The following is a 14,605-nucleotide window of genomic DNA, read 5'->3' on the forward strand; positions in this document are numbered from 1 at the left end:
ACGCCCAGGGCGCAGTGCGCTCTGGGCGTACCGCGCTCCCGGCGAAGTCGTGCGCTCCGGGCGCCCGGCCGTGCGTACGTTCGGCGCATGGATCTCGTCGAAGTACTGCCCAACCGGCTCCACATGCTGCGCTTCCCCATCGGCCAGGCCTATCTCTGGCAGGACGGCGAGGCACTCACCCTGATCGACTCGGGCAACGCCGGTTCCGCCGCCGAGATCGAGGGGGCGATACGTTCCCTCGGGCTGGATCCCGGGCGGCTGGAGCGGATCGTCCTCACGCACTGCCACGGCGACCACACCGGCGCGGCCGGTGAACTCGCCGCCCGCTGGGGCGCGCGCGTCCTGGCCCACCGGCTGGACGCGCCCGTGATCCGGGGCGAGCGGCCCGTACCCGAACCGGTCCTGCTGGACTGGGAGGTCCCGCTCTACGAGCACGCCCTGACGGTGGTGCCCGAGGCCCCGCCCACCCCCGTCGACGTGGAGTTGGAGGACGGGGACGCGCTGGGCTTCGGGGACGGGGCGTACGTGGTCCACGCGCCGGGGCACACGGACGGCAGCATCGGCGTGCACCTGCCGCGCCACGGGGTGCTGTTCACGGGCGACTGCGTCGCCGCCGTCGGCCCGCTGATGCTGGGCGTGTTCAACGTGGACCGCGCCCGGGCCGTCGACTCCTTCCACCGCTTGGCCGCGCTCGCCCCCTCCGTGGCCTGCTTCGGACACGGCGACCCGCTGACCGCGGACACGGCGGCGGCCCTCGCCGAGGCCGCCGCCGGAACCACCGCCTGACGGGGCCCGGTCAGCCGACCGGCGTCCCCGCCTCCAGGTACAGCGGGTGGCCGCGCTCCCGGGCGCGCAGGGCCCAGCGGAGGCGTTCGTAGCGGTGCTGCGGGAGCAGGCCGGCGGCCTCGGACTCGGTGACGAAGCGCCAGGCGCGCAGCTCGGGGCCGGGCAGCCGGAGCCGCTCGGCGGCGTCCGGTGTCAGCCGTCCCCCGTCGAAGATCAGCCGCAGTCCCCCGTACCCGGGGGGCTGCGGGGCCTCCCAGTCGACGACGAGCAGGCCCGGCGGGTGGTCCAGTACGAGGCCCAGTTCCTCGGCGACCTCCCGTACGCCCGCCCGGGCCGGGGCTTCGCCGGCTTCGACGACCCCGCCGGGGAACTCCCAGCCCGCCTTGTACGTCGGATCGACCAGCAGCACCCGGTCCTGCTCGTCGAAGAGCAGCACCCCGGCGGCCACGGTCTCCCGCGTGGGCTCCGGGGTCTGCACGATGTCGCAGACCGGGGCGGCCTCGGTGCGGACGGCCTCGGCGATCCGCTCCGCGGTCTCGCGCACGGTCAGGGCGCCGTTGTCGATGACGTGCGCGTCGGCGGTGAGCCAGCCGAGCGCCTGCTGGTAGACGGGGATGTGGTCGTACGCCCACTGCCGCACCCGGAGGTCCACTTCCTCGGGCTCCCCCGGCTCCTCCCGGGTTGCGATGCGCTGCCGAAGGATCGTTTCCGCCGGGGCCAGCAGCACATGGCGCACCGGAATCCGGCGCGCCGCCAGCCCGCCGAAGATCTCGTCCCGGTACTCCTGGCGCAGCAGGGTCATCGGCACGACGAGCACCCCGCCCAGTTCGGCGAGCATCGCCGCGGCCGTGTCCACGACCAACCGGCGCCAGCTCGGCAGGTCCTGGTAGTCCGTGACCTCCTCCAGCCTCTTGCGCGGCAGCAGCACGCGCAGCGCGTCCCCGATGAACTCCGGGTCGAACAGGGTGCTGTCAGGCAGGATTCCGGCCAGTTCGCGGGCCGTGCTGGTCTTCCCGGCGCTGAAAGTGCCGTTGATCCAGACAATCACGTCTACACCTCTCCCCATGGCTCGTCCGGAGCCCCCAGTGGCTTGCCCGCACCACCCTGCCACGGAAACCCGTTAATCAGCCGACTGCTTATCCTCGAGGTCAGAGCGCCGCCCGATACCTCCGGAGGATTCCCCGCCGTGGCCCACAACCCCCGCCCGTCCGAGCCCCGCTACGGAAACCGGCCGACCATGAAGGACGTGGCGGCCCGGGCGGGAGTGGGGTTGAAGACGGTGTCACGGGTGGTCAACGGCGAGCCGGGGGTCACTCCCGAGACGGAGAAGCGCGTCCAGGAGGCCATCGAGGCCATGGGCTTCCGCCGCAACGACAGCGCGCGCGTGCTGCGCAAGGGCCGGACCGCCACCATCGGCCTGGTCCTCGAAGACCTCGCCGACCCGTTCTACGGCCCGCTGAACCGCGCGGTGGAGGAGGTGGCGCGGGCGCACGGGGCGCTGCTCATCAACGGTTCCAGCGCCGAGGACCCGGAGCGGGAGCGGGAGTTGGCCCTCGCGCTGTGCGCGCGCCGGGTGGACGGGCTGATCGTGATCCCCGCCGGGGACGACCACCGCTACCTGGAACCGGAGATGCGGGCCGGCGTGGCCACGGTGTTCGTGGACCGTCCGGCCGGCCGCATCGACGCGGACGTCGTCCTCTCGGACAGCTTCGGCGGAGCCCGCGACGGGGTCGCCCACCTGATCGCGGGCGGCCACCGCCGGATCGGTTTCATCGGGGACCACCCGCACATCCACACGGCGACTGAGCGTCTGCGCGGCTACCGGGCGGCGATGGCCCCGGCGGGCCTCCCGGTGGCCGATTCCTGGGTGTCCCTCGGATCCACGCACCCGGAACGGGTCGCGGCGGCGGCCCGCGCGATGCTCGCGGGCCCGGAACCGGTGACCGCCTTCTTCGCGGGCAACAACCGGGTGACGGTCACGCTGGTCCGGGTCCTCGCCTCCCTGGACCGCCCGGTGGCGCTGGTCGGCTTCGACGACTTCGAGCTGGCCGACCTGCTGCGCCCGGGCATCACGGTGGTCGCCCAGGACGCGGCGGCGCTGGGCCGCGTCGCCACGGACCGCCTCTTCCAACGCCTCGCGGGCGCCGCCCTCCCCCCGGCCCGCATCGAACTCCCGACGCGCCTGGTCGTACGCGGCTCGGGCGAGCTCCCGCCGGCCGGCCGGGGGTGAGAACGCCGCGAGGCCCGGCCGGGGCAGTCCCGGCCGGGCCTCGCGCATGCCTGGATCAGGCGGTCGCCGTCAGGGTCGCCGAGCGGCGCGGGATGGCGAAGGCGTCCAGTTCGGCGCGGGTCAGGCCGGTGAGGGCGGTGACCTCTTCGGCGCCGACGGCGCCGCAGTCGAGGCCGCGGACCAGGTAGCCGGCCAGGGCCTTGGCGGTGGCGGGCTCGTCCATCACGTCGCCCTCGATCTTGGCGACGTACGCCTTCAGACGCGCGGCGGCGGCTTCGAGGCCCTCGCGGTAGAAGGTGAAGACGGCCGCGTAGCGGGTCGGGAGGTGGCCCGGGTGCATGTCCCAGCCCTGGTAGTAGGCGCGGGCCAGGGCGCGGCGGGTGAGGCCGTAGTGCAGCTTCCAGGCCTCGTGGACCTTCTCGGTGGTGCCGATGGGCAGCACGTTGGTGGAGCCGTCGGAGACGCGCACGCCGGTGCCGGCCGCCGCGACCTGCATGATCGCCTTGGCGTGGTCGGCGGCGGGGTGGTCGCTGGCCTGGTAGGCCGCGGACACGCCGACGCAGGCGCTGTAGTCGAAGGTGCCGTAGTGCAGACCGGTGGCGCGGCCCTTGGAGGCCTCGATCATGCGGGCCACGGTGGCGGTGCCGTCGGAGGCCAGGATGGACTGGCTGGTCTCGATCTGGATCTCGAAGCCGAGGCGGCCCGTGCGCAGGCCGCGGGTGGACTCGAAGGCCTCCAGCAGCTCGACGAAGGCGGAGACCTGCTCGGCGTAGGTGACCTTGGGCAGGGTCAGGACCAGGTTGTCCGGGAGGCCGCCGTGGGCGAGCAGGCCGGACAGGAAGACGTCGGTGGTGCGGATGCCGCGGTCGCGGACGTTGGACTCCATGCACTTCATGCGGATGCCCATGTACGGCGCGTTGGTGCCGTTGGAGTACGCCTCGGAGATCAGGCGGGCGGCGCGGGCCGCGGCCTGGTCCTCCTCCTCGTCGGAGCGGACGCCGAAGCCGTCCTCGAAGTCGACGCGGAGGTCCTCGATGGGCTCGGAGGCCAGCTTGGCGCGGACGCGGTCGTAGACCGGCACGGCCAGCTCGTCGGGGATGCCGAGCACCTTGGCGAAGGTGGCGGCGTCCGGGGCGTGCTCGTCCATGGCGGCGAGGGCCTGGTCGCCCCAGGAGCGGATGGTGTCCGCTGCGAAGACGTCACCCGGTACGTAGACCGTGTGGATGGGCTGACGGGTGCCGGGGTCGCCCGGGTAGTGGCGCGCGAGCTCCGCGTCCACCGGCGCGAGGGAGGCGCTGATGCCCTCGCTGACCGCGCCTGCGAGGCTCGTCGCCACCTTCTCCTGCTGACCCATCCTGCACTCTCCTCTTTTCCGCTTCACGGAAGCTTAGATCCGCATAGCAGAATTTAGCCACGGGGTCCCTCTCCGTCAATGGTCCCTCGGCCGTCCTGGACAAACGACTCGGGGCCGTGCGGTGAGAATCACCACACGGCCCCGGAGAAGCCAAGCTGCGAAGAGAAGCGCAGGTCAGGCGATTAGCCCTTGCGCGCCTTGATCTCCTCGGTCAGCTGCGGGACGACCGCGAAGAGGTCGCCGACCACGCCGTAGTCGACCAGGTCGAAGATCGGGGCCTCGGCGTCCTTGTTGATGGCGACGATCGTCTTCGAGGTCTGCATGCCGGCCCGGTGCTGGATCGCGCCCGAGATGCCGGAGGCGATGTACAGCTGCGGGGAGACCGACTTGCCGGTCTGGCCGACCTGGTTGGAGTGCGGGTACCAGCCGGCGTCGACGGCGGCGCGCGAGGCGCCGACGGCCGCACCGAGGGAGTCCGCGAGCTCCTCGATGATGTGGAAGTTCTCGGCACCGTTGACGCCGCGGCCGCCGGAGACCACGATCGCGGCCTCGGTCAGCTCGGGGCGGCCGGTCGACTCGCGCGGGGTGCGGGAGACGACCTTGGTGCCGGTGGCCAGGGCGCCGAAGGTGACGGCGAGCGCCTCGACGGCGCCGGCGGCCGGAGCGGCCTCGACCGGGGCCGAGTTCGGCTTCACGGTGATGACCGGGGTGCCCTTGGAGACACGGGACTTGGTGGTGAACGACGCGGCGAAGGCGGCCTGCGTCGCGACCGGGCCCTCGTCACCCGCCTCCAGGTCGATGGCGTCGGTGATGATGCCGGAGCCGATGCGCACGGCCAGGCGGGCGGCGATCTCCTTGCCCTCGGCGGAGGACGGGACGAGCACGGCGGCCGGGGAAACGGCCTCGTACGCGGCCTGGAGCGCGTCCACCTTCGGCACCACGAGGTACTCGGTGAACTCGGGGGCGTCGGCGGTCAGGACCTTGACCGCGCCGTGCTCGCCGAGCACGGCGGCGGTGTCGGCGGCACCGGCGCCCAGGGCGACGGCGACGGGCTCGCCGATGCGGCGGGCCAGCGTCAGCAGCTCGAGGGTGGGCTTGCGGACGGCGCCGTCGACGTGGTCGACGTAGACGAGAACTTCAGCCATGGGACTGCTCTCCTGCTATTGCGAAGTGTCTGGGGGCTAGTAAGGGGGCTGAAGTTCTCAGATGAACTTCTGGCCGGCCAGGAACTCGGCCAGCGCCTTGCCGCCCTCGCCCTCGTCCTTGACGATCGTGCCGGCGGTGCGCGCCGGACGCTGCGCCGCGGCGTCGACGGCGGTCCAGGAGCCCTCGAGACCGACCTCGTCGGCCTCGATCTCCAGGTCCTCCAGGTCCCAGGATTCCACCGGCTTCTTCTTGGCGGCCATGATGCCCTTGAAGGACGGGTAGCGGGCCTCGCCCGACTGGTCCGTCACCGAGACGAGCGCGGGGAGGGAGGCCTCCAGCTGCTCGCTCGCGGTGTCGCCGTCACGGCGGCCGGTCACGGTGCCGTCCTCGACCTTGACCTCGGAGAGCAGGGTGACCTGCGGGACGCCCAGGCGCTCGGCCAGGATCGCCGGCAGCACGCCCATGGTGCCGTCGGTCGACGCCATGCCCGTGATGACCAGGTCGTATCCGGCCTTCTCGACGGCCTTGGCGAGCACCAGCGAGGTGGCCATGACGTCGGAGCCGTGCAGGTCGTCGTCCTCGACGTGGATGGCCTTGTCGGCGCCCATCGAAAGCGCCTTGCGCAGCGCGTCCTTGGCGTCCTCGGGGCCCACCGTCAGGACGGTGATCTCGGCGTCGTCGGCCTCATCGGCGATCTGCAGCGCCTGCTCGACGGCGTACTCGTCGAGCTCCGACAGCAGGCCGTCGACGTCGTCGCGGTCGACGGTCAGGTCATCGGCGAAGTGCCGGTCGCCGGTGGCGTCGGGCACGTACTTCACACAGACAACGATCCTCAGGCTCACGCCGGCTCTCCTACCGCATCGTCTTTTTCTGATACCGCCTTGTGCAGGCAGCATAGGCGCCTTGTCGGGCGGGTCCCGGTCGGGGCGGCCCGCGCTCCGATGGGAATGTTACTCGTCAGTACACCGTGGGTCCGGCCAAGTCGCAAGGCCGATGAACTGTGATCTGTCCAACGCCGCCCAACCCGCCCCAACAGGGACGATTCAGTCGCGCAGCGCGTTGAAGCGTCCCTCGTGGTACAGCAGCGGCCGCCCGTGCCCCGTCGGATCGCCGGCCGGGTCCCCCGCGACCGCCTCCGCGATGATCACACGGTGCTCGCCGGCGGGCACGCGCGCCACCACCCGGCAGACCAGCCAGGCCAGTACGCCGTCCAGCACCGGGACCCCGTGCGGGCCGGGGCTCCAGTCGGTGGCCGGACCGAAGCGGTCCGCTCCGCTGCGGGCGAACAGGCCCGCCAGCTCCCGCTGGTGCTCGCCGAGTATGTGGACGCCGAGGTACTCGCTGTCGCGCACCGCGGGCCAGCTGGAGGACCCGGTGCCGGTCGTGAAGGACAGCAGCGGCGGGTCCGCGGACACGGAGTTGAGCGAGGTCGCGGTGAAGCCGACCGGGCGCGCGCCGTCCGCCGCGGTGATCACGGCGACGCCGGCGGCGTGCCGGCGGAAGACGGAGCGCAGCAGATCGGGCGAGCCGGGGCGGGCGGTGTCCAGGCGGGGGGACGGAACCGTCGGGGCGGTCATGGGTCTTCCTTCTGCCGCGGCGGGCGCGGGCAGGTTCGGGGATCAGAGGTCGGGGCGTTCAGTGATCCCAACAGAGCGCGCTCGCGTGGCGGACGAGGTCTACGTGGACCCGGCCGAAGAGCAGGAGTTCATACCGCATGCCGCCAGCCTGGCGATCTCCCGTGTACACAGTCAAGCGGGACGGGACAGATGTCAGGCGCGTCACGCTGCGTGCGGGCGCGCGCACCGGCGCGTCCGGGCCCGGCGCGGGCCGGGCACCGACCGGCCGCCGACCGGGCACCGCGTCACACGGCGGCCCCGAGGGCGGCGATCACGTCCACCTTGCGCGGCATCCCGGCCGCCCGGCGCACGACGCGGCCCGCCGCGTCCAGCACGAGCACGGTCGGGGTCTTCTCGATGCCCAGGGCCCGTACGAGGTCCAGCCGCCCCTCGGCGTCGATCTCGATGTGCGCGACCCCGTCGACCATCGACGCGACCTCGGCGAGGATCCGCCGGGTGGCCCGGCAGGGCTGGCAGAAGGCGCTGGAGAACTGCACCAGGCTGGCCCGCTCCCCCGGGGCCGCACCCAGTTCCGCCGCGCCCAGCCTCGTCGGCCCGTCCGCTCGCCCGAGCACCCGCACTCCCGCCTCCGCCCGCCCTCGTCTGTCTTCGACCGTCTTCGTCCGCGTACATCATCGCCGTACGCTCGTATGAGAATCAGAGCGCGGCTCGGACCTGCGCGATTCCCGGCGTGACGAGAATCTCCCCGGGCACGGCCGTCTGGACTGGCCAGCAGCCCGCGTATGGGGCACGATCCCCATGGCCGCGTACCTACGCTGCCGTAACTTCCGGCCGGGAGCACCTCCCGCCTCCCCAGGCAGAAAGCGGGGTCTCCGCACCATGGCTGAGCTCGTCTACCCCCCGGTGATCGGCGCCGCGCACACGCTGTTCCGGGCGCTCGACATCCGTATCGACATGAAGGGCACCGAGAACATCCCCCGCCAGGGCGGGGCCGTCCTGGTGTCGAACCACATCGGATACCTCGACTTCATCTTCGCCGGGCTGACCGCGCGGCCGCAGAAGCGGCTCGTGCGCTTCATGGCGAAGGAGTCGGTCTTCCGGCACCGGGTGTCGGGCCCGCTGATGCGCGCCATGAAGCACATCCCGGTGGACCGCAAGCAGGGTGAGACGGCGTACCAGCACGCCCTCGACTCGCTGCGGTCCGGCGAGATCATCGGGGTCTTCCCGGAGGCGACGATCTCCCAGTCGTTCACCCTCAAGAGCTTCAAGTCGGGTGCGGCGCGGATGGCGCAGGAGGCCGGGGTCCCGCTGATCCCGGTGGCGCTGTGGGGCACCCAGCGGCTGTGGACCAAGGGGCGGCCGAAGGACCTCAAGCGCAGCCACATCCCGGTGACGATGCGGGTGGGCGAGCCGATCGAGGCGCCGACCGACCAGTACGCCGGCGCGATCACGCGCCGCCTGCGCGAGCGGGTGCAGGAGCTGCTGGAATCGGCGCAGAAGGCCTACCCGGCCAAGCCGAAGGACGCCTCCGACTCCTGGTGGCTCCCGGCGCACCTGGGCGGCACCGCGCCGACGGCGGCAGAGGTCCGCGAGGCGGGCTGACCGGCCCCGGACCCGGACTCGGCGAAGCGACGGCCCTGCGGTGCGGGGCCGTCGCTTCGCCGTGCCCGGCACCGAGCCGGGTCGGACTCCGCGTCGTCCGGGTCCGGGCCCGGGCCCGGGCGGGGAGCCGTCAGCCCTCGCGCTTCCTGCGGCGGTGCGCCGCGACCCTGGCGCGGGTGGCGCACGTAGTGGAGCAGTAACGGCGGGCGCTGCCCGGGCCGGTCGCCAGGAAGAACCGCCCGCAGCCCGCGCCGGCGCAGGCCCCCCAGGCGATCCGCCCGTACTCGGTGAGCAGTTGCGCGAGGCAGAGCGCGCCGGACGCCAGGAACCAGTCGCCCCACCCGGCCCCTTCGCCCCGGTCGACGTGCAGGTGCCAGGGATGGCCGTCGTGCCGGGTGAGCCGGGGGCGGGTGGCGCTCTCCTCGAACAGCGCGTTGAGCGCCTCCGCGGCCCGGTCCTCGTCGCTCTCGGCGAGCACCTGCCCCATCCGCCGGGCGGCTGCGCGCAGTTCGGCCGCGCTCGCCTCGGGGAAGGCCGCCTCGGTGAGGTCGGCCGGGCGTTCTCCGTGTCCGGCGAGCAGCTCCGCGAGGTCGGCGCGCGGCAGGTCGGGGGTGGCGCGGACCGCCTCGGCCAGGTCGATCAGCCGCCGCGCAGCCGAGAAGCCCCCTCCGGTCCCTGCGGATTCCACCATGCCTGGATCCTTTCCCCTTACACTCGTATGACGTAACGTCTTGTCCACCTATCACGTTACACAACGCGGGGGAGTCCGGAATGGGCGGGTTCGGGCGTTACCTGGCGGCGGCGCTGGCCGCGCGGTTCGCCAACGAGGGCATGGGCATGGCCGTGGTGCTGCTCGCCCTGGAGCGCACCGGGAGCGCGGCGCACGGGGCGTTCGTCCTGACGGCCTGGCTGGTCCCGAACGTGCTCGCGGCCCCGCTCGCGGGCGCCGCCGCCGCCCGGACGCGCAGGCCGCGGCTGTTCCACGTCGGTGCGCTCGCCGGGTTCACGGCCGCCGTGGCCGCCCTGTCCGTGCTGCTGGGCCGGGCGCCCGCGGTGCTGGTCTTCGCGGTGGCGGTGCTCGGCGGCACCTGCGGGCCGATGGTCACGGGCGGGCTGTCGAGCCTGGTCACCGGGCTGGTCCCGGCGGGGCCCGGGCGCGACCGGGCGTACGGCTGGGACGCCTCCAGTTACAACGCCGCCGCGGTGACCGCCCCGGCCGTGGTCAGCCTGGTGGCGGCCGTGGTGGCGGCCGGGCCGGCCATGGGGGTCCTGGCGGCATCCGGGGCGCTGGCGGCAGCGCTGGCGGCGACCCTCCCGTACGAGGAGCCGGGCGCGGGCGGACCACGGCGCGGGGCCCTGGCCGGGGCGGGCGCGGGTCTCGCCGCGCTGTGGCGGGTGCGCGAGCTGCGGGCGGTCACCTCGGCCACGACCCTGGCCTTCGTCGGCATCGGCTCGCTCACCACCACCTCGGTCCTGCTCGCCGCCGGGCTCGGCAGCCCGGGCGCCGGGGGCGTGCTGATGACGGCCTTCGCACTGGGGGCCCTGGCGGGTTCGCTCACGCTGGGCCGGATGACGTCGGTGGAGCCTGGCCGGCTGGTGCGGTGGGCGCTGGCCGGGACCGGGGCGGCCCTGACGGCGGCCGCGTTCACGCCGTCCGTCGCGGTCACGGCGGTGCTGTTCGCGGTGGCCGGGGTGTGCGACGGGCCGCTGCTCACCGCCACGCTCCGGATCCGCTCGGAGCACTCCCCAGACGGGGTGCGGACGCAGGTGTTCACCCTGGGGGCGGGGTTGAAGATGACGGCCGCGTCGGCCGGCGCGGCCCTGGTGGGGCTCGCGGCCGAGGCGCCCGCGGGGCTGCTGCTGACCGGGATCGCCGGACTCCAGTTCGCCGCCGCGCTGCTGCACGTACTGACGGTGGGGCGACGGCCCGCCGCCGCGAAGGCGGCTACAGGGCCGTCGGCAGGTTTTGCCACAGCTCCGGCCGGTCGGCGGAGTCCTGGAGGGCCTTGAGGGCGGCCGGGTGCGGGGCGGCGTACAGCTCGGGGTAGTCGATCTCGCCGAGTTCCGGGCGTACGGGGAAGGCCAGCTGCTCGGCCTCCAGGCTGAACTGGGCGTCCACGCCGGGTATGTTGCCCCGCGGGTCCACCCGGGCCCAGTGCTCACTGCCGGGCAGCCGCAGGGCGACGAGCCCGTGGATCGCGGGGTTGCTCCCGTCGTCGTCGGCGAGGCGCTGGTAGCAGAGTCCCGCCGGGATGCCCTGGGCGCGCAGCAGGGCGACGAGGGCGTGGGACTTGGCGTAGCAGATGCCGTTGCGCGTGGCGAGGACGTCGGAGGCGCGCCAGGACACCCGCAGGTCACCGGAATCGGCCGAGTGCGGGATGGTGTCACGGACGAACTCGAAGGCAGTTTTGGCGTATGAGTATGCGTCGCCAGTGGCGAACCAGAGTGCGTCGGCGGTTTCCTGCACCAACGGATGCCAGTGGTCGATGGCCGCATCCGATGCCAAATAGGCGTGGACGTCGGGGTTGAGTTGGATCAGCTGCATGCCCGGAGCATAGACAAGCCCCAGCCGTAGATCAATAGATTTACGGCTGGGGGCATATCTATGCACACACCGGCGTCAGCGTGCCATCTCTTCCTTCAGGGCTTGCAGGAAGGCGTCGACGTCCTCTTCCTGCGTGTCGTAGCTGCACATCCAGCGGACATCGCCGGCGCTCTCGTCCCAGAAGTAGAAACGGAAACGCTTCTGCAGTCGCCGCGACACCTCGTGCGGCAGCCGAGCGAACACCCCGTTCGCCTGCACCGGATAGAGGATCTCCACCCCGTCGGTCTCACGGACGCCCGCCGCCAGCCGCTGCGCCATCGCGTTGGCGTGCCGGGCGTTGCGCAGCCACAGGTCCTTCGCGAGGAGGGCTTCCAACTGCACCGAGACGAAGCGCATCTTGGACGCCAGCTGCATCGACATCTTGCGGATGTGCTTCATCTGCCGGACCGAATCCGGGTTCAGCACCACCACGGCCTCGCCGAACATCATGCCGTTCTTCGTGCCGCCGTACGAGAGCACGTCCACGCCCACCGCGTTGGTGAAGGCGCGCATCGGCACGTCGAGCGAGGCCGCGGCGTTGGCTATCCGGGCGCCGTCGAGGTGCACCTTCATGCCCTTGGCATGCGCGTGCTCGCAGATCGCGCGGATCTCGTCGACGGTGTAGACCGTGCCGAGCTCCGTGTTCTGGGTGATCGACACGACCTGCGGCATGGCGCGGTGCTCGTCCTCCCAGCCCCAGGCCTGCCGGTCGATCAGCTCGGGGGTGAGCTTCCCGTCCGGGGTCGGGACGGTGAGGAGCTTGAGACCCGCCATCCGCTCGGGCGCGCCGCCCTCGTCGACGTTGATGTGCGCCGTCTCGGCGCAGATCACGGCGCCCCAGCGGTCCGTCATCGCCTGGAGTGCGGTGACGTTCGCGCCGGTGCCGTTGAAGACCGGGAAGGCCTCCGCGTACGGGCCGAAGTGGCTGCGGAAGATCTTCTGCAGGTGCTCGGTGTACTCGTCGTCGCCGTAGGAGACCTGGTGGCCGCCGTTGGCGAGCGCGACGGCGGCCAGGACCTCCGGGTGCACCCCCGCGTAGTTGTCGCTCGCGAAGCCGCGTACCGCGGGATCGTGGTGGCGCCGGGCGTCGGTCTTCCCGGGATCGGTTCTCACGGTTGCGGAGTGAGCCACAGACGCTGTCCGTTCACATCGATTGCGGGCCGCTCCCAGACGCCGGCGATGGCCTCGGCCAGCTCCTTCACGTCGGTGAAGCCCGCGAACTTCGCATTGGGACGCTCGGCGCGCATCGCGTCGTGCACCAGTGCCTTGATCACCAGGATCGCAGCCGCGGCCCCCGGACCCTCGTCTCCCCCGGCCTTGCGGAAGGAGTCCGCCATGGCCAGGGTCCACGCCTCGGCCGCCGCCTTGCCCGCGTTGTACGCGGCGTTGTTGGCGACCGGCTTGTGCGCGCCGGACTGGCTGACCAGGACGAAGCGGCCGCGTTCGCTGCGCAGCAGCCCGTCGTGGAAGGCGAGCGAAGTGTGCTGGACGGTGCGGATGAGGAGCTTCTCCAGGAAGTCCCAGTCCGCGAGGTCGACGTCGGTGAAGGTCTTGCTGCCGCGCCAGCCGCCGACGAGGTGGACCAGGCCGTCGACCCGGCCGAATTCCTTCTCGGTCTGCTCGGCCCAGGCCTTGGTGGCCTCCAGGTCGAGCAGGTCGACGGTGTCACCGGTGATCGTGGCGCCGCCGTGGGCGTAGCGCGCCGCGTCCACGGCCTCCGCGAGGCGCGCCGGATCGGCGTCGGAGGCGACGACGATCGCACCCGCCTCGGCGAGGCGGAGCAGGGTGGCGCGGCCGGCGGGCCCGCCGGCCCCGGCCACCGCCACCACCGCTCCGTTCAGCTTTCCGTTGCCGTTCCCGGAGCCGTTCATCTGTGCAGCCTCCTGTGGGCGAGTGCTCACGCGGCGACTCGCTCGACCTGATCGGCATTCAGGGCGGTGATGCCCTTCGTGGAGGCGATCACTCCCTTGAGCTTCTTGGCGAGCGCCTCAAAGAACATGCTGAGCGGAAACTCGTCCGGAAGCACGTCGTCCACGAGCTTGCGCGGCGGCTGCGTCATGTCGAGGGCGTCGGGACCCTTGGCCCACTTGGAGCCCGGGTGCGGGGCGAGGTACGTCGAGACGAGCTCGTAGGCCTTGAACCAGTGCACGAGCTTCGGGCGGTCGATGCCGGCCCGGTAGAGCTCCTCGATCTCGGCGCACAGCTGGTTGGTGACCTGCGGGGCGCGCATCCAGTCGATCTTCAGCTTGTTGTCCGTCCAGCGCACGACGTCGTGCTTGTGGAGGTACGCGAACAGCAGCTGGCCGCCGAGACCGTCGTAGTTGCGGGTGCGGTCACCGGAGACGGGGAAGCGGAACATCCGGTCGAAGAGGACGGCGTACTGCACGTCACGGCCGTGCTCGTTGCCCTCGGACTCCAGCTTCACGGCCTCCTTGAAGGCGGTGAGGTCGCAGCGCAGCTCCTCCAGGCCGTACATCCAGAACGGCTGGCGCTGCTTGATCATGAAGGGGTCGAACGGCAGGTCGCCGTGGCTGTGGGTGCGGTCGTGGACCATGTCCCACAGGACGAACGCCTTCTCGCAGCGCTCCTGGTCGGTGACCATGGCGGCGATGTCGGCGGGCAGCTCGACGCCGAGGATGTCGACGGCGGCCGAGGTGACCTTGCGGAAGCGCGCGGCCTCGCGGTCGCAGAAGATGCCGCCCCAGGTGAAGCGCTCGGGGGCCTCGCGCACGGCGATGGTCTCCGGGAAGAGGACGGCGGAGTGGGTGTCGTAGCCCGCGGTGAAGTCCTCGAAGGTGATGCCGAGGAAGAGCGGGTTGTCGTACCGGGTGCGCTCCAGCTCGGAGAGCCACTCGGGCCACACCATCTTGAGCGCGACGGCCTCCAGGTTGCGGTCCGGGTTGCCGTTCTGCGTGTACATGGGGAAGACGACGAGGTGCTGGAGTCCGTCGGCGCGCTCGGCGGCCGGGTGGAAGGCCAGCAGCGAGTCGAGGAAGTCGGGCACCTCGAAGCCGCCCGCGGCCCACTTGCGCAGGTCGCTGACGAGCGCCTCGTGGTAGGCGGTGGCATGCGGAAGCAGCGGGGAGAGCTCCTCGACGGCGCGGATCACGCGGCCGACGGCGGCCTCGGCCGTGTGCTGGGCGGGAGCGCCCTCGGCCTCGAAGTCGATCGAACCGTCCTTGGACTGCCAGGGCCGGATCTCCTCCACGGCGGCCTTGAGCTCGGGCCACGCCGGGTGGTCGACCACCCGCGCCCCGGCGGTTATTGCGGCGCCGCCGATGCCCGGCACAAGAGTTTCCGTCATGTCACTTCCTCCACAGGAGAAC

At 72.2% G+C, this 14,605-nt stretch carries 15 protein-coding genes; 4 read left to right on the forward strand and 11 right to left on the reverse strand.

What is annotated here, in order from left to right:
• Positions 1-87: 87 nt before the first annotated feature.
• On the forward strand, positions 88-786 hold the full coding sequence (locus AB0O21_RS11070; protein WP_365169074.1) for an MBL fold metallo-hydrolase: 699 nt from the start codon (positions 88-90) through the stop codon (positions 784-786).
• Positions 787-796: 10 nt separating this feature from the next.
• Here AB0O21_RS11070 and AB0O21_RS11075 read toward each other — a convergent pair whose 3' ends face one another.
• Entirely contained in the window at positions 797-1,834 is a 1,038-nt protein-coding gene (locus tag AB0O21_RS11075) for an NUDIX domain-containing protein (RefSeq protein ID WP_365169077.1), read from the reverse strand.
• A 189-nt stretch (positions 1,835-2,023) separates the two neighbouring features.
• Between AB0O21_RS11075 and AB0O21_RS11080 the strand changes: the two genes are divergently transcribed.
• Positions 2,024-3,016 (forward strand): LacI family DNA-binding transcriptional regulator, encoded by a 993-nt coding sequence (locus AB0O21_RS11080; RefSeq protein ID WP_365169456.1) that lies wholly within the window; start codon positions 2,024-2,026, stop codon positions 3,014-3,016.
• 55 nt (positions 3,017-3,071) lie between these two features.
• Here the strand turns inward: AB0O21_RS11080 and AB0O21_RS11085 are convergent, their stop codons facing one another.
• The 5 genes from AB0O21_RS11085 to AB0O21_RS11105 all read right to left on the reverse strand — a co-directional run bounded on the left by AB0O21_RS11085 (position 3,072) and on the right by AB0O21_RS11105 (position 7,713).
• Positions 3,072-4,370, reverse strand: coding sequence for an aldolase (locus AB0O21_RS11085; RefSeq protein ID WP_365169079.1), 1,299 nt, complete (start codon positions 4,368-4,370; stop codon positions 3,072-3,074).
• A gap of 182 nt (positions 4,371-4,552) precedes the next feature.
• Positions 4,553-5,515 carry an electron transfer flavoprotein subunit alpha/FixB family protein gene (locus AB0O21_RS11090; protein ID WP_365169082.1) on the reverse strand — a complete coding sequence of 321 codons (963 nt, stop codon included), beginning with the start codon at positions 5,513-5,515 and terminating at the stop codon, positions 4,553-4,555.
• 57 nt (positions 5,516-5,572) lie between these two features.
• Positions 5,573-6,358 (reverse strand): electron transfer flavoprotein subunit beta/FixA family protein, encoded by a 786-nt coding sequence (locus tag AB0O21_RS11095; RefSeq protein ID WP_365169085.1) that lies wholly within the window; start codon positions 6,356-6,358, stop codon positions 5,573-5,575.
• A 201-nt stretch (positions 6,359-6,559) separates the two neighbouring features.
• On the reverse strand, positions 6,560-7,093 hold the full coding sequence (locus tag AB0O21_RS11100) for a flavin reductase family protein (protein ID WP_365169088.1): 534 nt from the start codon (positions 7,091-7,093) through the stop codon (positions 6,560-6,562).
• Between the two features lie 284 nt (positions 7,094-7,377).
• Positions 7,378-7,713, reverse strand: coding sequence for a thioredoxin family protein (locus AB0O21_RS11105; protein WP_365169091.1), 336 nt, complete (start codon positions 7,711-7,713; stop codon positions 7,378-7,380).
• Between the two features lie 259 nt (positions 7,714-7,972).
• Here AB0O21_RS11105 and AB0O21_RS11110 point away from each other — a divergent pair, with 259 nt between their 5' ends.
• Positions 7,973-8,695: a lysophospholipid acyltransferase family protein gene (locus AB0O21_RS11110; protein ID WP_365169094.1), complete on the forward strand. Its 723-nt coding sequence runs from the start codon at positions 7,973-7,975 to the stop codon at positions 8,693-8,695.
• A gap of 130 nt (positions 8,696-8,825) precedes the next feature.
• Here AB0O21_RS11110 and AB0O21_RS11115 read toward each other — a convergent pair whose 3' ends face one another.
• Entirely contained in the window at positions 8,826-9,386 is a 561-nt protein-coding gene (locus AB0O21_RS11115) for a CGNR zinc finger domain-containing protein (protein ID WP_365169097.1), read from the reverse strand.
• 80 nt (positions 9,387-9,466) lie between these two features.
• On the opposite strand from AB0O21_RS11115, the gene AB0O21_RS11120 reads away from it, so the two are divergent.
• On the forward strand, positions 9,467-10,705 hold the full coding sequence (locus AB0O21_RS11120) for an MFS transporter (protein WP_365169100.1): 1,239 nt from the start codon (positions 9,467-9,469) through the stop codon (positions 10,703-10,705).
• Here AB0O21_RS11120 and AB0O21_RS11125 read toward each other — a convergent pair.
• From AB0O21_RS11125 to AB0O21_RS11140, 4 genes are all read right to left on the reverse strand, one after another.
• On the reverse strand, positions 10,641-11,240 hold the full coding sequence (locus tag AB0O21_RS11125) for a transglutaminase family protein (protein WP_365169103.1): 600 nt from the start codon (positions 11,238-11,240) through the stop codon (positions 10,641-10,643). The two genes, AB0O21_RS11120 and AB0O21_RS11125, sit on opposite strands and share 65 nt — an antisense overlap.
• A gap of 75 nt (positions 11,241-11,315) precedes the next feature.
• Positions 11,316-12,392, reverse strand: a complete 1,077-nt coding sequence (locus AB0O21_RS11130) for a low specificity L-threonine aldolase (protein ID WP_365169106.1) — start codon at positions 12,390-12,392, stop codon at positions 11,316-11,318.
• Positions 12,389-13,150 (reverse strand): SDR family oxidoreductase, encoded by a 762-nt coding sequence (locus tag AB0O21_RS11135; protein ID WP_365169109.1) that lies wholly within the window; start codon positions 13,148-13,150, stop codon positions 12,389-12,391. Before AB0O21_RS11135 ends, AB0O21_RS11130 begins: the two co-directional genes overlap by 4 nt.
• Before the next feature lie 26 nt (positions 13,151-13,176).
• Entirely contained in the window at positions 13,177-14,583 is a 1,407-nt protein-coding gene (locus tag AB0O21_RS11140; RefSeq protein WP_365169111.1) for a DUF6421 family protein, read from the reverse strand.
• Between the last annotated feature and the right edge of the window lie 22 nt (positions 14,584-14,605).

The organism is Streptomyces sp. NPDC091371 (genome assembly GCF_040684275.1).
In the GTDB taxonomy this organism is placed as follows: Bacteria; Actinomycetota; Actinomycetes; order Streptomycetales; family Streptomycetaceae; genus Streptomyces.